Annotated in this window: 16 protein-coding genes; 3 read left to right on the top strand and 13 right to left on the bottom strand. The window is 68.7% G+C overall.

Translation table 11 applies throughout. The features are described from left to right. Window positions 1-6: 6 nt before the first annotated feature. Window positions 7-432: a hypothetical protein gene (locus CHB84_RS05470; protein ID WP_176439790.1), complete on the bottom strand. Its 426-nt coding sequence runs from the start codon at window positions 430-432 to the stop codon at window positions 7-9. 292 nt (window positions 433-724) lie between these two features. On the opposite strand from CHB84_RS05470, the gene CHB84_RS05465 reads away from it, so the two are divergent. Together CHB84_RS05465 and CHB84_RS05460 are read left to right on the top strand one after the other, a co-directional pair. Next, on the top strand, window positions 725-1,036 hold the full coding sequence (locus CHB84_RS05465) for a DUF4212 domain-containing protein (RefSeq protein ID WP_245818575.1): 312 nt from the start codon (window positions 725-727) through the stop codon (window positions 1,034-1,036). After that, window positions 1,033-2,718 carry a sodium:solute symporter family protein gene (locus CHB84_RS05460; protein WP_089300402.1) on the top strand — a complete coding sequence of 562 codons (1,686 nt, stop codon included), beginning with the start codon at window positions 1,033-1,035 and terminating at the stop codon, window positions 2,716-2,718. Before CHB84_RS05465 ends, CHB84_RS05460 begins: the two co-directional genes overlap by 4 nt. A gap of 100 nt (window positions 2,719-2,818) precedes the next feature. Here the strand turns inward: CHB84_RS05460 and CHB84_RS05455 are convergent, their stop codons facing one another. The 3 genes from CHB84_RS05455 to CHB84_RS05445 all read right to left on the bottom strand — a co-directional run bounded on the left by CHB84_RS05455 (window position 2,819) and on the right by CHB84_RS05445 (window position 5,740). Next, window positions 2,819-3,304 (bottom strand): GNAT family N-acetyltransferase, encoded by a 486-nt coding sequence (locus tag CHB84_RS05455; RefSeq protein WP_176439789.1) that lies wholly within the window; start codon window positions 3,302-3,304, stop codon window positions 2,819-2,821. Between the two features lie 78 nt (window positions 3,305-3,382). Beyond that, on the bottom strand, window positions 3,383-4,630 hold the full coding sequence (locus tag CHB84_RS05450; protein ID WP_217898474.1) for a DUF418 domain-containing protein: 1,248 nt from the start codon (window positions 4,628-4,630) through the stop codon (window positions 3,383-3,385). Between the two features lie 114 nt (window positions 4,631-4,744). Next, window positions 4,745-5,740 (bottom strand): LacI family DNA-binding transcriptional regulator, encoded by a 996-nt coding sequence (locus tag CHB84_RS05445; protein WP_089300400.1) that lies wholly within the window; start codon window positions 5,738-5,740, stop codon window positions 4,745-4,747. Window positions 5,741-5,873: 133 nt separating this feature from the next. On the opposite strand from CHB84_RS05445, the gene CHB84_RS05440 reads away from it, so the two are divergent. Beyond that, entirely contained in the window at window positions 5,874-6,869 is a 996-nt protein-coding gene (locus CHB84_RS05440; protein WP_089300399.1) for a Gfo/Idh/MocA family protein, read from the top strand. 42 nt (window positions 6,870-6,911) lie between these two features. On the opposite strand, the gene CHB84_RS05435 is transcribed toward CHB84_RS05440, so the two are convergent. The 9 genes from CHB84_RS05435 to CHB84_RS05395 form a co-directional block, all read right to left on the bottom strand. Beyond that, window positions 6,912-8,276: an HNH endonuclease signature motif containing protein gene (locus tag CHB84_RS05435; protein WP_089300398.1), complete on the bottom strand. Its 1,365-nt coding sequence runs from the start codon at window positions 8,274-8,276 to the stop codon at window positions 6,912-6,914. A gap of 187 nt (window positions 8,277-8,463) precedes the next feature. Further along, window positions 8,464-9,504: a Gfo/Idh/MocA family protein gene (locus tag CHB84_RS05430; RefSeq protein WP_089300397.1), complete on the bottom strand. Its 1,041-nt coding sequence runs from the start codon at window positions 9,502-9,504 to the stop codon at window positions 8,464-8,466. Beyond that, complete coding sequence (locus CHB84_RS05425) at window positions 9,504-10,526, bottom strand: zinc-dependent alcohol dehydrogenase (RefSeq protein WP_089300396.1); 1,023 nt, start codon at window positions 10,524-10,526, stop codon at window positions 9,504-9,506. Before CHB84_RS05425 ends, CHB84_RS05430 begins: the two co-directional genes overlap by 1 nt. Before the next feature lie 24 nt (window positions 10,527-10,550). Beyond that, complete coding sequence (locus CHB84_RS05420; protein WP_089300581.1) at window positions 10,551-11,411, bottom strand: sugar phosphate isomerase/epimerase family protein; 861 nt, start codon at window positions 11,409-11,411, stop codon at window positions 10,551-10,553. 53 nt (window positions 11,412-11,464) lie between these two features. Next, window positions 11,465-12,469: a Gfo/Idh/MocA family protein gene (locus CHB84_RS05415; protein ID WP_089300395.1), complete on the bottom strand. Its 1,005-nt coding sequence runs from the start codon at window positions 12,467-12,469 to the stop codon at window positions 11,465-11,467. 13 nt (window positions 12,470-12,482) lie between these two features. Next, window positions 12,483-13,319 (bottom strand): ATP-binding cassette domain-containing protein, encoded by an 837-nt coding sequence (locus tag CHB84_RS05410; protein ID WP_089300394.1) that lies wholly within the window; start codon window positions 13,317-13,319, stop codon window positions 12,483-12,485. Window positions 13,320-13,324: 5 nt separating this feature from the next. Then, window positions 13,325-14,413: an ABC transporter permease gene (locus CHB84_RS05405; protein WP_089300393.1), complete on the bottom strand. Its 1,089-nt coding sequence runs from the start codon at window positions 14,411-14,413 to the stop codon at window positions 13,325-13,327. A 6-nt stretch (window positions 14,414-14,419) separates the two neighbouring features. Further along, entirely contained in the window at window positions 14,420-15,403 is a 984-nt protein-coding gene (locus CHB84_RS05400) for a substrate-binding domain-containing protein (protein WP_089300392.1), read from the bottom strand. A gap of 59 nt (window positions 15,404-15,462) precedes the next feature. Further along, window positions 15,463-16,437 (bottom strand): TIM barrel protein, encoded by a 975-nt coding sequence (locus CHB84_RS05395; RefSeq protein ID WP_089300391.1) that lies wholly within the window; start codon window positions 16,435-16,437, stop codon window positions 15,463-15,465. Between the last annotated feature and the right edge of the window lie 7 nt (window positions 16,438-16,444).

Below are 16,444 nucleotides of genomic sequence, written 5' to 3'. Positions count from 1 at the left end.
GCGGCCCTAGCTAGTCGCGTGTATGCGCCGCGCGGCCCGCAGCACGATCACCGCTCCACCGGCGACCATGACGAGCCCGATGCCGGGCAGGACCTGGCCCCAGCCGCCGGTGGTGGCGCTGATGTGGATCATCCTGCCGAGTTGCCAGACCACGATCGTCGCCACGACCAGGGCCGGAAGCACCGCGTGCAGCAGCGCTACCCGCTGGTACGGCAGCAGCGCCCCCGCGATCACCAGCGTTCCCGCGCACAGCGTCCACAGGCCGGGGCCGACGGTCCCGGCCAGCGAGCCGACGGGGGTGGACACCCACGGAAGCAGCGAGCCGACCAGGAGGAGAAGTCCCCCCAAGAGCATGCCGGGGCTGCCGGTGTGCAGTACCCGGCTCCCGGCATGCTTCGTGGCGGGTTGCGCGGGGTGTGTGACCGATGTCATGGCCGAAGTGTAGGGCGTGCGGGCCGGTATCCACAGCCGCGAGTTCGCCGGAGGTTCGCAGCGGTGTGCGAGTGGTCCGCTGCCCGTCCCGAGCGGTCGTCGGCGGGCACCGTGACCGCTCGTTCCCCGCATGCCGACCACTGACCATCATGCTGGAGCCGCCTGCGGGAACGGGCCTTGTCCTGCCCCGCGCGGGTGATCAGTGTGTGAGCTCACAGGTGACCGCGCACCCCGAGGCGGTCACGTGCCGCACGCCGTCGGCGCTGTCGCCGAGCACGAAGGGAGCCCGGACGTGACCCACGCATCACCACAAAGACCACCCGACCACCTCGAGCAGTGGAGGCGCGACTACTGGCGGAGCAACCTTCGGCTGATGGTCGTGCTGCTGGCGATATGGGCGTTCGTTTCGCTCGGTTGCGGCGTTCTGCTCGTCGAGCAGCTCAATGCCATCACCATCGCCGGATTCCCCGTCGGGTTCTGGTTCGCCCAGCAAGGAGCGATCTACACGTTCCTGCTGCTGATCCTCGTCTACGCGGTCCTGATGGATCGCCTGGACCGCAAGTTCGGCGTCAGCGAGCGTGCTGAGGAGGGGCAGGAGCAGTGACCGACATACAACTGTGGACCACCGTATTCATCGTCCTCACCTTCGGCCTCTACATCGGGATCGCCTGGCGCAGCAGGGTGAAGGAGACATCGGGCTTCTACGTGGCAGGCCACGGGATCCCCGCCGTCGCCAACGGTGCGGCCGTCGCCGCGGACTGGATGTCGGCGGCCTCGTTCATCTCCATGGCCGGGCTGGTGGCCTTCCTCGGCTCGGACGGCTCGGTCTACCTCATGGGATGGACGGGCGGTTTCGTGCTGCTCGCCCTCCTGCTGGCCCCGTACCTGCGTAAATGGGGCAAGTACACGGTTCCCGAGTTCGTCGGTGACCGCTACTCCGAGCTGGTGCGCACGCTGGCAGCCGTCGCGGCGGTCCTCATCTCGTTCACCTACATCGTCGGGCAGATGAACGGCGGCGGCATCGTGTTCAGCCGCTTCCTCAACCTGAACCTGACCGGCGGCGTGATGGTCGCTGCCGCGATCATCTTCGTCTACTCGGTGCTCGGCGGGATGAAGGGCATCACCTGGACGCAGGTCGCCCAGTACACGGTGCTGATCATCGCCTACCTCATCCCGGCCGTGGCGATCGCGCAGCAGTTCACCGGGTTGCCGATCCCCCAGGTGACGTTCGGTCAGATCCTGTCCGAGCTGAACGCGCTCAGCGCCGAGCTGGGGCTCAACGAGTACACGGCGGCGTTCTCCGAACGGCCGATGGTCGACGTGTTCCTGGTGACGCTGGCCCTGATGCTGGGTACGGCCGGTCTCCCGCACGTGATCATCCGCTTCTACACCACCAAGACCGTGCGCGGTGCGCGGTACTCGGCATTCTGGGCGTTGTTCTTCATCGCACTGCTCTACACCACGGCCCCGGCGATCGGTGCCTTCACCAAGTTCAACCTGCTCGACGGGGTGAACGGGACCGCGGTCGCCCAGCTGCCCGACTGGGTGGACAACTGGGCGGCGACGGGTCTGGTGTCGGTGGCCGACGGTGCGGAGACGATCAACTCGGTCAGCAACGACCCCGCCGCGGGCGCGGACCTGACGGTCAACAACGACATCCTGGTGCTCGCCACGCCGGAGATCGCCGGCCTGCCCGCGCCGATCGTCGGCCTGGTTGCCGCGGGCGGCATGGCGGCGGCGATGTCGACTGCGGCGGGGTTGCTTCTGGTGATCTCCTCGTCGGTGTCGCACGACTTCTACTTCCGGCGCATCAAGAAGTCCGCGTCGGACTCCGAGCGGTTGCTGGTCGGGCGGTTGGCCATGACGGCGGCGGTGATCGTGGCGGTCGTCGCAGGGATCAACCCGCCTGCGTTCGTCGCGGAGGTGGTCGCGTTCGCGTTCGGCCTGGCGGCGGCGAGCTTCTTCCCGGCGCTGGTCCTCGGCATCTTCTGGAAGCGCTGCAACGCCACCGGTGCGGCGGCCGGGATCGTGGCCGGCCTGGCCCTGACCATCACGTACATGATCTACACGCTCGACGTGTTCGGTACCGAGGCGCACGAGCACATCCTCGGTGTCAGCCCGGAGGGCATCGGGTCCATCGGTGCGCTGGTCAACGTCCTGGTGGCCGTCGCGGTGTCCAAGGCGACGGCGCCGCCGCCCGCCCACCTTGCCGAGCTGGTGGAGAGCATCCGTTACCCGTCGGTCCCGCGAGAGGAGGAACCGGCAGGAACCGGCGAGCGGAGCTGAGCTGAGCATCGGCCGGCGGTAGTCGACCCTCGGCACCCGCGCGCGGGACGCGGGTGCCGAGGGTTTCCCATGGGCGCGGTAGGGGGCGGGTACGCGCCGCTCAGCCGGTGTCGTGCAGGGAGATCCTCATGCCTGGGTAGTTGCCCTCACCGAAACCCAGCGAGCGGTACAGTGGCTCGCCGTCCGTGGTGGCGTGCAGCTCGACCCGGATGATCCCCTCGTTGCGGTACCAGTCGAGCAGGGTTGTGAGGATCTGCCTGGCGAGTCCCTGCTTGCGCCACTCGGGGTCGGTGGCGACCCACTGGATGTAGCCGACGCGCGCGCTGAGGTTGGCGGGTCCGGGTAGGCGCGTGCAGATCGACCCCGCACCGGATGCGACGAGGCTGCCGGAGCCGCTCGGGTGTTCGGCAACGACGATCGCCAGACCGTCGCCGAGGCGCTCCGTGATCGCCGATCGTGCCGCTTCCCGCCAGGCTCGCGTCGAGGCATCGAGGTCGATCGACTCGTACATGAGCGAGGCGAGCCGGATGATCTCGGATGTGTCCTGAGTGGTCGCGTACCTGATGCGGGGCCGGTGTGCCGTCATGTCGCGAGCATGCATGATCATCGATGAGGATCGCATGCCATTTTCGGGGGTGTGAGCGGGCCACAGCGCCGGGGTGTGTCAGCGGTAGATGAGCTTGCGCAGCAGCCATTCGCCCGGTCCGCGGAGCCCGGCACGATCCAGGGCGAGTGCCGCGATGACGGTCAGCAGCCACAACCCCACGGCGAACGCCGCCATGCTCGCACTGGTCAGCGACGCTCCGAGTCCGAGCCCCCAGGCCGCGAGCACGGGTGCCATGACGACCGAGTGGCTGAGGTAGCCGGAAAGCGACCGCTTCCCGAGCGCGCTCACCGCCAGCACCGGGGTGCTCGCCCGCGCTCTCGCCGACAGCGCGTTGGCCGTGAGCCCGAACAGCGCGACGTAACCCATGCCGCCTGCCAGCCCGGTGGTCCACTGCATGACGAACAGCAGCTCCCAGGTGAGGCCGGCTGCCTGCTGGATGTCGATCAGCCCTACGTGCTGCAGTGCCGACGGCAACGAACCGGCCGGCCCGATGGCGACGCCGAGCACGGCGACCCGCCGTAGCAGCGGCAGGTGATCGTGCGGTTCTTCCAGGACGCGCCGGTGCGCTGCCCACATGCCGAGCAGCATGGCGACGGGCGGAACCACGGCGAGCGAGTTCAGCCCCAGGATCACCGCCCAGCTCGTCAGCCGGACGCCCATCGCGGCGAACCAACTTTCCTCACCGGCGCCTGCCAGCTCCGGTCGCGTGCCGGCGAGCTCGGCCTCGCCGGGGATGGTGAGTGCTCCGCTCGCCAGCGCCACCACGGTCCCGGCCGCCATGACGAAACCGACGGTCAGCACACCCGTGCCGACCGCGCACCACGTGAGCATCGTGCTCATCCGCCTGCGGAGGAACAGCCAGCCCAGCACGAGGCTGATCAGACCGTAGGCCGCGAGTACCTCGGTAGCGAGCAGCAGGGCAGCGTGGACGAAGCCGAACAGCACCAGCCAGAGGCTGCGCCTGCGCAGCAGCACCTGTGCCGCGCGCTCATCGCTTCCTGCCCGGAGTTGGCGGTGGTACAGCTGCACCATCCCGTAGCCGAACAGGAACGCGAACAGCGGGTAGACGCGGACGTCGAGTACGGCGATCATCAGGAACTGCGTCGCCGAGTCGGCGAGGGACTCCGGCTCCGGGTACTCGCCCGGGCTGTTGTAGTCGGTGCCCCACAGGAAGTACGCCGTGTTGGACAGCACGATCAGCAGCAACATCAGCCCCCGGGCGAGGTCGGGAGCGAGCGAACGCTCGTCCGCCCGCACCGGGCCGCGTGCCGCCCTGGTCTCCTCGTGGGCCGGTCCGGTCGTCATGGAGCCCCCAGGTCATGCTCGCCACGTGGATACGGGTGCCGCCTAATGCTATCGCTGTCGAGCCCGTGATCCCAGGCTAGACGGTGTCGCGGTTCGTACCGGCGCGACCGGGGCTCACGAGGTCGCGCCGGTCGTGGTGCGCTCGACGAGCGCGGGGCGCAGCAGGTGGCGAACCGGTGTGGCGCGCTCGCCCCGCACCCGTTGCAGCAACGCTTCGGTGGCCAGCCGCCCCATCTCGGCGCGCGGCTGGTGCACCGTTGTCAGGCCGATGTGCCGGAAGGCGGCCAGCGAGGTGTTGTCGTAGCCGACGACCGAGATGTCCTCCGGGACGCGGAGCCCGGCCCGGCCGAACGTGGAGATCGCTCCGATCGCGTTCACGTCGTTGGCCGCGAGCACGGCAGTGGGGAGGGGGTCGCCGCGCGCGAGTAGCTCGGCTGCAGCCTTCTCCCCGGCCACCTCGGTGTACTCGCTCGGAAACACGTCGGGTTCGAGCCCGTGTCTGCGCATCGCCGTGCGGTAACCGGTGCGCCGCGCAGCGGACTGGGCGGCCTTCCCGCCGTCGAAATGTGCGATGCGGCTGTGGCCCAGCTCGACGAGCCGGTCGACGGCCAGGGCGGACCCGACCTTGCCGTGATCCTGCACGGTATCCACGGACGCCAGCCGGGAGCCGCGCGCGACCAGCACGACGGGCAGCTTCGCGGCGGCATCGGCGATCACCGAGGCAGGCACGGCGGGCCCGAGGAGGAGAATGCCTGCGGGGCGGAACGACAGCAGGTTCGTCACGGCCGCGCGCTCGCGGGAAGGGCTGCGCCCGCCGGTGTTGATGACAAGTTCGAACCCCTCGGCGTGCGTGGCGACATCGATCCCGTCGATGATCTCGGCGAAGAACGGGTTGTGCAGGTCGGACACCAGTACGCCGAGGATCCTGGAGTTCCTGCTCGCCAGGGACCGCGCGGCCGCGTGTGGCGAGTAGCCCAGCTCCTCGGCGGCGCGTAGCACGGCTTCCCTGCGCCCCGCGCTGACCTTGGGGGAGCTGCGCATCACCAGCGAGACCAGGGCGCGCGAGACCCCGGCACGCTCGGCGACGTCCTCCATAGTCGGTGTGGCCACCAGACGCTCCTCGCTGCGTTCCCCTTGACACCCGCCGAGATCACCATACAGGATTAGAGCGCTCTAACCGATAGAGCGCTCTAATGGGCCCGGAGTGTCGGGACGTAGTCGACGTGCGGCGAAAGGGTTACGGATGAAGATCGGAGTGGTTGGGCTGGGCCGCATCGGCCTGATGCACGCCACGAACCTGGCTACCCTCGACGCGGTCGAAGCCGTGCTGCTCTACGACCCCGTCACGGGCAAGTCCGCCGAGGCCGCGGGTGCGGTGGGCACGAAGGCACGGTCGGTCGCCGATCCGGACGCGCTGCTGTCGGATTCCGACGGGGTGCTGGTGGCAACCCCGACCGGGAGCCATCCGGATATCGTGCGTAGGGCGATCAGCGCGGACACGCCGGTGCTGTGCGAGAAACCGCTGGCGGGGAGTCTTGCGGAGACGGAGTCGCTGGTCGTCGACATCGAGGCGACCGGTTTGCCGGTCGTGGTCGGTTTCCACCGCCGGTTCGACCCCGCCACTGTGGAGGTGTATCGGCGGTTGCGTTCCGGCGAGGCCGGGCGGGTGTATCTGGTTCGTGCGGTGTGCAACGATGCCGATCCCCCTCCGCCCGAGTTCATCGCCTCGTCCGGCGGGCTGGTCAAGGACTGCCTGATCCATGACCTGGACGCGGTTCCATGGCTGGTGGGCGACGAGGTCGAGGAGGTTTACGCCTCGGGGTCGGTGCTGGTGAACTCCTCGTTCGCCGAGGTCGGCGACTGGGACAACGTGGTCGCTACCCTGCGTTTCGCGGGCGGGGCGCACGCGCTGCTGTCGGCGGGGCGGCACGACCCCGTCGGCTACGACTGCCGCACCGAGGTGTTCACCAGCGCGGACTCGCTCGGTATCGGTGTGGACGCGCGAACGCCGCTGCACTCTGCGGAGCCGGACGGGCCGCGGCTCAGCCCGAACGCCTACTCGAGCTTCCAGGAGCGCTACCGGCCCGCGTATCTCAACGAGATGCGGGTGTTCACCGAGATCGTGGCGGGCAAGGCGAGTAACCCGTCTCCGGCGCGGGACAGCCTGACCAGCCTCCGCCTGGCGGAGGCGTGCGAGGAGTCCGCCCGCGCCGGTAAGCCCGTGAGGGTCGGGCAGTGACGGGCAGTCGCTCGGCCGGGATGCCAGCACCCACGGGAAGGATCAGAAAGGTGGGTCGCCCGGTGGATCGTGCGCGTGTGGCGCGGATCCGCTGCGCCGGTCCAGTATGGAGGGTTTTCGTACCTCGGGTGGTGAACGCCGCTTCGAGGTGTAGCACCGGCCGGCTGGTGTGGTGATGGTGGTGGTGCCGCTGGCGGGGTCGTGGTCGAGGAACCAGTGGGGGTGGTCTTTGAGCTGGTGGTGCCATCGGCATTTGGCTCCGCCGTTGGTCTCGGCGGTGACCCCGCTTTGGCGCCAGCCGTGCAGGTGGTCGTAGTCGCTGTGCTGGGCGGGCCGGTGGCAGCCCGGCGCTACGCATTCGGCGTCGCGCACGGCGATGAGATCGCGGATGGCGGCGGTGGGCCGGTAACGCCTGCGACCCACGTCCAGCACCGCGCCGCTGGCGGGGTCGGTGAGCACTTTGCGCCACACGCTGTTCTCGCTGGCCAGGATGTGCCGGGCGATCGGGGCCGGTAGCGGTCCGTAGCCGGAGAGTTCGCAGCCGGTGTCGCTGATGCCCAGTGCGGTGTTGACCGGCATGTGCAGGAACACCGTCGCCGCCGCCTCCGGCACACTCACGTCGGGGTCGTGGCCGAGGAGGAGGTTGGCGTGGATGTCGGCGCGGAGTTGGTCCAGCGTGCGCGCATCGCCCCGGTGACGTTGCTTGCGGGCCATGGCGTCGATGCGAGCGTAGGCGGAGGCGGCGACTTCGGCGGGTAGGTCGGCGGCGAGGGTGGATAACCCGTCCTCGCCGGGCAGTAGCTCCACTTTCCGGCCTGCACGGGCCCGGCGGGCGCGGGTGGCCTGCCCGTCGGGGTCGGCCTGTTCGACGAGCCTGCGGGCGGCGCGGGCGAGGTTGGCCGGGCTGGTGGGACTCACCCGCCCGGATGCGAGCTTGTCGGCGAGCTGCTCGTCCACCTGGCGGGCCTGCTGGTCGTCGAGCATGTCGGTCGCCTCGACCACCCGGCCGGCGGCAGTCGCCTCGATCTGTCCGGCTTCCATCGCCGCCAACACCCGCGGCATGCGCTGGGTGAGCTGGCGGGACCGATGTAGCCGCAGCGCTGCTGTGTGCCGGGAGACGCGCAGTTCGAGGGCGGCCTCGTCGGCCACATACCGGTCACTACCGCGTAGCTGGTCGAGGCGGGCCAGGGCGTGGGCCTCGATCGCGTCGGTGTGCGCCCGGATGCGGCGTGCCGCGGCCAGCGTCTCGATCACCTGCTCGGCACTCAGCTCGGCGACCTGCTCGCCGGAGAAGGTGCGGCACCGGATCTCGGCCTGCTCGGCGGGCGTGAACGCGACCGCAGGCGCTTGCTCGGCCGGGAGGTACATCACCCCGGCCGGGCCAGCCACCTGCACGAACTCCGACACGCCACCAGTATATCGAACCTATGTTCGATAGGCAACACCCTCACGGTTCGATCGGCGGAGCCGTAGCATCACTTCCGCCAGCCGGTTGGTCCGGCAACCGAAGGCGCGCTGACCGTGCCCGGTGAGTGCTGGCGGGAGTTCCTCCGCGCGCTGTGACGTCTTTCCGCGGGACGTCTACCGGTCCGCCTCAGCGGCCGATCTCGACCACCTGGCCCTTCTCGGCGCTGGTGCGGGCGGCGTCGAGTACTTCCAGCGTGGCCACCGAGTCCCACGGGTCGACAGGGAGCGGCCCGTCGCCGCGAACCGCGGCGGCCAGGCCCGCGTAGAAGCGGGTCCAGTCGCCCTGCTCGGAGGGGACGGTGTCGCCGGTCCCGTCACGGTAGAGCCGGCCCCACCGTTCCTCCGGCACCGATCCCCACGCCGGGCCCTCGGAGGCAGGTGTGCGGCCCGCGAGCAGCTGGTCGGCCTGGCCGTCGTCGCTGTTCACCGCGAACGTGCCGCCGCTGCCGGTGACGCGGAACCGCCAGCCCGGCCCGCCTTGCAGGTCGAGGTCGCCCCACAGGTGGGACGTCACGCCGTCGCGGTGGTGCAGGGAGGCGAAGAACCAGGTGTCCAGCCCGTCGAGATCGGGGCGTGCGTCCTTCTCGGCGTACACCGAGCTCACCGGCCCGAACAGTCGCATGGCCTGGTCGACCACGTGACTGCCGAAGTCCCGCAGGAGACCGCCGGAAACCGGGCTGAACCCGGCCGCCGGCCGGTACTGTTCCATCCGCGACTCGAACCGGGCGACCGTTCCCAGCTCACCGGAGTCCACGAGCCTGGCCACGGTGCTGAAGTCCGCGTCCCAGCGCCGGTTCTGGTACACGGTCAGCAGTACCCCCGCCTGCTCGGCGACGGCGACCGCCTCCCGTGCGCTCGCGGCGTCCGGAGCGAACGGCTTGTCGCACACGACAGGCACACCCAGCGAGATCGCCTCGTGTACCAGCGGCATATGCGACTCGAGCGGCGTGGTGATCGCGACAGCATCGATACCGGAAGCGACCAGCGCGGCGAGCGTGTCATAGGCAGGGACACCGGGATGGTCCCCGGCAAGTTCCGCGCGCCGCTCGGCCGAGCGGGTAACGACACCGGCCAGCGTGCAGCCGTCGGCGCCCGTCAGCAGCGGTGCGTGGAAGAAGCGCCCGCCCTTACCGTAGCCGACGAGTCCTATCCGGACAGCTTTTGCCATCACCCGCTCCCTGTATCGATGAGAACTTTCATGGTTGTTTCCGGTTCCCGGAGCGCCGCGAACGCCTGCGAGAACTCCTCGAGCGGCGTCACCGTGGTGGTCAGCGCATCCACATCCACGGCACCGGCAGCGAGCAGGTCGATGGCCTGGGCGAACTCCTCGACGTAGATGAAGCCGCCCAGGATCCGCACCTCCTTGGTGATGGCACGAACAGAGTCGAACGACGGCGGTTCCGGCGCCATGCCGACCAGCCGGATACTGCCACCGGCCGCCACCATGTCCAGCCCGGTCTGCACCGCATTGACGTGACCCGAGCACTCCATCACGTGATCGACCTCGGTGAGCTCCCCCGTACTCATACGGTCGGTGGCCTCGTCGGGCGTCAGGGTCTCGTCCGCGCCGAGCCTGGTTGCCACCTCCCTGCGGAACGGGGAAGGCTCGATCACAACGACGCGTGCGGCACCTGCCCGCCGCAGCACCTGGAGGACGAGCTGTCCGACCGGACCGCCGCCGAGCACCGCAACGCTGTCACCGATGCGAACCGGCGAGGTGCGAACCGCTCGCAATGCGACAGCGAGCGGTTCGGTCCACGCGCCCCGCCGGGTGTCCACGCTGTCCGGCAGCTCGTGCAGGTACGAGGTGTGCAGGGCGACATACTCCGCCATGCCGCCGTGTCGCGCCACGCCGAGCGGGTTGTCCCAGGTTCCGACCGTGCACAGGTTGTACCGGCCGTCGCGGCAGTACCGGCACCGGTGACACACGTTGCCGTTCGGGTTGGCGGTGACCCGCTGGCCGACGGCCCAGTCCCTGACTCCCTGCCCGACGGCGACGATCTCGCCTGCGAACTCGTGACCGGAGATCACATCCGAACGGAAGAGATCCTCGATCTCGGGGCCGTGCAGGTCGCTGCCGCAGATCCCGCAGTAGTGCGAGCGCACGAGCACCTCGTCATGGCCGGGTTCCGGATCGGGCATGTCGCACAGTTCATGGCGGCGCCGGGATGTGAGGACGACGGCTTTCACGGGTAGCTCCTTCGCAGACAGGGGTCAGGCAGCGAGTTCCTTGCCGACCCGCTCCAGGTTGTAGGCCAGCGACTCCCGTGCCCGCTCCTCCCAGGCGAACACGCACACCGTGGCGACACCGTCGAACCCGACATCGCGCAGCGTGGCGAAGAACGTGTCCCAGTCCACCTCACCCTGCCCGATGTCGAGGTGCTGGTGGATGCGTGCCGGGCTGCCGGGCGGGTTGGTGATGTAGCGCAACCCCGACGAGCCCTTGTGGTTGAAGGAGTCCGAGATGTGCACGTGCCGCAGCTTCGACCCGGCGTAGCGCATCATCCCCGCTACGTCCCCTGCCCCGTCGGACAGGTGGAAGGTGTGCGGGGCGCAGTACAGGTAGTTCACCCACGGCTTGTTGATCGCGCGTACCAGGTCGACCCCGGCGGCGTTGCGCTCGCAGAAGTCATCCGGGTGTGGTTCCAGGTTCAGCGCGATACCTTCCCGCTCGAAGACGGGAAGCAACTCCTCCATCGAGCGCCAGAACTGGGCCTCGCTCTCGGCGGGCCGTTCCGGGCGCCCGTTGAACTCGGAGTTCATCAGCTCGCAGCCGAGCTCGCTCGTGACCTCGATGGCGCGCTTCCAGTACCGCACGGCCGCCTGCCGCTCGTCCTCGTCAGGGCCCGACCAGCGATACAGCGGCAGCACGGAGGCGAGCTGCACACCTGTCTCGCGCAGGGCGGTCCTGAGCTCGGCTACCCGGTCGTCGTCGGCCCTGGGATGCACGAAGAACGGGAGGAAGTCCTCGCGGGGCGAGAGCTCGATGTAGGAGTAGCCGAGGTCTGCGACGGTGCGGACCATGTCCGTCAGCGACAGGTCGCGGAGCATGAAGGGGTCGACCGCGATTTTCATGGCACTCTCCGTTCGAATGGCGTCGGTGGGGTCGGCTCCGGTGGTGCGCCGGGTCACGCGTAGAACGCCGGGCGCTCCGGCAGCGGGACATCGACGACCCGTCCGGAATGGAGCGCCTGGACGGTGGCGTCGGCGGTCACCGCTGCCGCGTAACCGTCCCAGGAGCCGGGGCCTGCCATCTCGCCGTCCAGGACGGAGCCGACCCACTCCTGCAACTCCACATCGAACGCCTCCGCGAACCGGGTCTTCCAGTGCTGGTGCACATGCGTGCGAACCTGGAAGTCGCTGCGCAGCACCATCTGGTGCGGGTCGGGCAAGGTGAGCGTGCCGCGCTCACCCACCGTCTCGCAGCGGATGTCGTAGCCGTACTGGCAGTTGACGAACACCTCAACATCCACCCGCACGCCGCTTGCCGTCTCGAACAGCAGTACCTGCGGGTCCTGCAGGTGCTCGAACCGCAGGCTCGTGGTGCGCGGCTTGAGCACCTGCGCGGAACGGATCTCCTCGTTCAGCAGCCAGCGCACGGTGTCGATCTCGTGGATCGCGGTGTCGTGCGTGGCCATCTCCGAGTGGTAGGCCTCCGGGACGGTGGCGTTGCGGTGCGCGCAGTGCATCAGCAGCGCCGCGCCGATGGAGCCCGAGTCGATGGCGTCCTTCATCGCCCGGTACCCGGTGTCGTACCGGCGCATGAACCCGACCTGTACGAGCCTGCGGCCCCCTGCCATCTCGGCGTCCACGATGCGCCTGCAGTCCTCCGCCGTGGTGGCCAGGGGCTTCTCGCAGAAGACGTACTTGCCGGCCTCGATCGCCGCAAGTACGTACTCGGCATGGGTCGGTCCCCATGACGCGACGAGTACGGCGTCGACAGCGGGGTCGTCGATCACCTCCTGCCCGGTGTCCACCGCGCTGGCGTCCACGCCCGAGGCAACCTCCTTGGCACGTTCGGTATCCACGTCGGACACAGTGCTCACCCGCGCGCCTGCCACGGTATCGGTCAGCCTGCGGATGTGTTCCTGCCCGATCATCCCGGTGCCGATAACACCAACCTGGACGGTCATACTCCGACGCTCCCTACCTCGACTCGCTCAGCTCGTGAACAGCACCGACGTCCGGGGGGTCCATGCGTCGAAGCTCGTGCTGCAGGGTCTCGAGCTCGGCCCCGCCGGCCATGTAGTGGGTGAGCTCGTCGAGTGCGAGCTCGGAGCGGGGCGCGGACAGGTCCACCGTGCCCTGCTTCAGGACGGTGAAGTGGTCCCCGACCAAGTACGCGTGATGCGGGTTGTGGCTGATGAGGATGACTCCGAGGCCCGCCTCGCGTGCCGAGGAGATGTACTTCAGCACCACACCTGCCTGCTTCACGCCGAGAGCGGCCGTGGGCTCGTCGAGGATGAGCACGCGTGCCCCGAAGTGGATCGCGCGTGCGATCGCCAGCACCTGACGTTGCCCTCCGGAGAGGGTGTTCACCGGCTGGTTGATGTCCGGGACCTCGATGCCCATCGCCTTGAGCTCGGCATCGGCGGTTGCCCGCATCTCCTCGGCCCTGATCTGCCGGAACGGCCAGACACCGCTGGTCAGCTCGGAACCGAGGAAGAAGTTCCGCCAGACCGGCATCAGCGGCACCAGCGCCAGGTCCTGGTACACGGTGGCGATCCCGCGGTCGAGGGCGTCGCGGGGCGAGGTGAACTTCACGGGTTCGCCGTCCACCCGGTAGCTGCCCGTGCTGTGCTGGTGCAGCCCTGAGATGATCTTGATCAGCGTGGACTTGCCCGCGCCGTTGTCACCGAGAATGCAGCTCACCTCGGCCGGTCGCACCGCGAAGCTGACGTCGCTCAACGCGATGATGTTGCCGAAGTTCTTGCCGACGCCCGCGAGCTCGACGAGGGGGCTTGAGGGGTCGTTGTCGGACATGTCGGTTACCTCCTGGCGGTGCGCAGCCGCACCCACAGATTGAGCAGGGTGGCCAGCAGCAGCGTGGCGCCGATGAAGAACATGAACAGGTCGGCGTTCCAGCCGGCGTAGACGATGCCCATCTTGGCCATGCCGAAGATGAACGCGCCGATGGCGGCTCCGATGGCAGTGCCCCAACCGCCCATCAGGGCGCAGCCGCCGATGACGCATGCGGCGATGTAGAGCAGCTCCATGCCCACACCCTCGCCGGACTGGACCGTGTTGAAGCGGAAGAGCTGGTGCATGCCGACGAACCAGGCCATGAACCCGACCGTCATGAACAGGCCGATCTTGGTGTAGTTGACCGGAACGCCGACCGCGCGAGCGGCGTCGGCATTGCCGCCCGCGGCGTAGATCCAGTTCCCCACCCTGGACCGCAGCAGAACCCAGGTGGCCAGGGCCACGAACACGATCCACCACAGCACGGTGATGCGCACCGAGATCGGGCCGAGGGTGAACGAGGTCGCGAACACCGACTGTGCCGAGGAGAACCCGTCCATGTTCGAGATCGACTGGGTGGAGACACTTCCGGTTACGGCTCTGGTGACGGCCAGGTTGAGACCCTGGAGCATCATGAACATCGACAGGGTGATCAGGAAGCTGGGTAGCTTGGTCTTGATCACCAGCAGCCCGTTGATGTAGCCGATCGTCAGGGAGACGGCGAGGGCGAAGACCACCCCGACCCAGACGTTGGTGGAGAACTGGAAGGCGAACATCCCCGCAGCCAGCGCCGAGGTGATCACGCCGACACCGGCGGAGAGGTCGAACTCGCCGCCGATCATCAGCAGCGAGACGCCGACGGCCATGATGCCGATCGTGGAGCTGGCATACAGCACAGTGGTGATGGCGTCCGCGCTGCGGAACGTGTCGGAGATGACGAAGAACAGCACGAACACCGCCACCGCACCCATCAGCGAGCCCACCTCGGGCCGGGACAGGAACCGTCTACCCAGCGAGCGTTGTGTGATCCGGGCCGGGGCGGCGGCAGCCGGCTCGGTAGCCGGAGCCGTCCCCTGCGGGTTGGAAGGTTCGGGGGGACTAGCGGTACGCGTCATGGACGATCACCGGGTCCCTTCCGCGGCGAACTCGGCGATCTCGTCGATGTTCTCCGAGTCGACGAACGCGGGACCGGTCAGCACCGGCTCCTCCCCGCCGCCGCTGTAGTTGCCGTTGTGCGCGTACAGCCAGAACGAGTCGATCGCCAGGTAGCCCTGCAGGTAGGGCTGCTGGTCCACGGCGAACTCGATGTCGCCGTCCTTGATCGCCTCGGCGGCTTCGGTGTTGAGGTCGAAGGTCGCCACGGTGGCATCGCTCCCGGCGCCGTTGACCGAGTCCAGCGCGGTCATGGCGTACGGCGCGCCCAGCGTCACCACGTAGTCGATCTCGGAGTCCTCCTGCAGTTTGGCCTGGATCCCGGACTGCACCGAGGGCATGTCGGACCCGTCCACATACAGCTTCTCGGTGTCACCGTCGAAGGCGTCGGCCAGCGAGCCGCACCGTGTCTCCAGGGCCACGTGACCCTGCTCCTGGATCACGCACAGCGTCTTCTCGGCGTCGGTCTCCTCGCTGAGACGCTCACCGAATGCCGTGCCCGCGAGGGCCTCGTCGGTGCCGAAGTACTGCAGTACGCCGAGCTCTTCCCAGTCCTCGATACCGGAGTTGAGGCCGACGACCGGGATGCCGGCGTCGTTGGCGCGTTGCACGGCGTCCTCGAGACCCTCCGGGGTCGCCAGGGTCAGGGCGATCCCGTCGACACCCTGGTCGATCGCGTTGTCCACGAGGTTCGCCTGCTCGCGGACCTCCGGGTCACCGTGGTACTGGAGATTGATGTTGCTCTTGGCTGCCGCGTCCTCGGCACCGGCGCGGACGATGTCCCAGAACGTGTCACCGGGCACGGCGTGGGTGATCAGGGCGACGTCCAGTTCGGGCTTCTCCACGGCCTGCTCCTGCGCCTGCTGGCCGCCTTCGGAGCTGCACGCGGTGGCGACGGCGAGCGCCCCGGCGAGGGTCGCGGCGAGGCCTGCTCTACGGATCGTGTGTGTCATGGTCGGCACCTCTCTGTGCGGTGGTGCGGCCGGCGGTACCGGCCGGTGGGATGGTGTGGTCAGGTCTGGTCCGTGCTGCGGGTGGTCGGTCGCGGCCTCGTGGTTCCGGACAGGCCGCACGAGTTCAGGTACTGCCGGGTGCGGATGGCGATCGGCAGGGGGACGTCGGGCGCGCAGGGGTACAGGTCCTGCTCGACGATGACGAAGCGATCTGCATCCTGTGTGGACAGTTCGTCGATGATGGTCGCCGGGTCCGGGATTCCGGCAGGCGGTTCGACGCATACGCCGCGCTTGACGGCTTCACCGAACGACAGGCCTTCGTCCCAGACCTGTCGTACCACGTCGCCGTCCATCTGTTTGATGTGCACGTACTCGACGCGCTCGGCATACCGGCGGATCAGGTCGATGTTGTCGCCGCCGCCGTAGGCCACGTGCCCGGTGTCCAGGCAGAGGTTCGCGTAGCGGGAGTCGCTCTCGTTGAGGTAGCGCTCGATCTCCTCCTGGGTCTGGATGTGGCTGTCCGCGTGCGGGTGCAGGCACAGCCGCACGCCGTACTCCTCCAGCAGGATCTTGCCGAGCTCACTGGCTGCCTTGCCGTACTGCGCCCACTGCTCGGCGGTCAGGGTGGGCTCCTCGGTGTAACCGCCGGTCTTCTCGTCGCGGTACATCGTGGGGATGTACACCAGGTGCTGCGCGCCGAGTGCCGCGGTCAGCCCGGCGACCGCGCGGGTGGTGGCGAGCATCTCGTCCCACTGCTCGGGCCGGTGCAGCGCGCCGAAGGTCGTTCCGCCGGACACCTTCAGTCCGCGCCGTCCCACCTCCTCGGCAAGTCGGTCCGGGTCGGTGGGCAGGTAGCCGTACGGCCCGATCTCCAGCCAGGTGTAGCCGGCCTCGGCCAGCTCGTCGAGGAACCGGGTGTACGGGACCTGGTGCTCGTCGGAGGGGAACCACACACCCCAGGAGTCGGGTGCGGAACCCAGGCACAGGTTCTTGATCACCGCGCGTGCGGTGGGGGGCAGGGATGCGGTGCTCAACGGATGC

Origin of the sequence: Haloechinothrix alba (genome assembly GCF_900188115.1) — a bacterium.
GTDB classification, from domain to species: domain Bacteria; phylum Actinomycetota; class Actinomycetes; order Mycobacteriales; family Pseudonocardiaceae; genus Haloechinothrix; species Haloechinothrix alba.
The sequence above is the reverse complement of the archived record's forward strand: the minus strand, read 5'-3'. Positions and strand labels throughout refer to the sequence as shown.

Coding starts and splice junctions, on each gene's coding strand:
- CHB84_RS05415 (WP_089300395.1), bottom strand. CDS start 12,469: ATGACCGTCCAGGTTGGTGTTATCGGCACCGGGATGATCGGGCAGGAA.
- CHB84_RS05410 (WP_089300394.1), bottom strand. CDS start 13,319: ATGTCCGACAACGACCCCTCAAGCCCCCTCGTCGAGCTCGCGGGCGTC.
- CHB84_RS05405 (WP_089300393.1), bottom strand. CDS start 14,413: ATGACGCGTACCGCTAGTCCCCCCGAACCTTCCAACCCGCAGGGGACG.
- CHB84_RS05420 (WP_089300581.1), bottom strand. CDS start 11,411: ATGAAAATCGCGGTCGACCCCTTCATGCTCCGCGACCTGTCGCTGACG.
- CHB84_RS05450 (WP_217898474.1), bottom strand. CDS start 4,630: ATGACGACCGGACCGGCCCACGAGGAGACCAGGGCGGCACGCGGCCCG.
- CHB84_RS05400 (WP_089300392.1), bottom strand. CDS start 15,403: ATGACACACACGATCCGTAGAGCAGGCCTCGCCGCGACCCTCGCCGGG.
- CHB84_RS05455 (WP_176439789.1), bottom strand. CDS start 3,304: ATGACGGCACACCGGCCCCGCATCAGGTACGCGACCACTCAGGACACA.
- CHB84_RS05430 (WP_089300397.1), bottom strand. CDS start 9,504: ATGGCAAAAGCTGTCCGGATAGGACTCGTCGGCTACGGTAAGGGCGGG.
- CHB84_RS05470 (WP_176439790.1), bottom strand. CDS start 432: ATGACATCGGTCACACACCCCGCGCAACCCGCCACGAAGCATGCCGGG.
- CHB84_RS05440 (WP_089300399.1), top strand. CDS start 5,874: ATGAAGATCGGAGTGGTTGGGCTGGGCCGCATCGGCCTGATGCACGCC.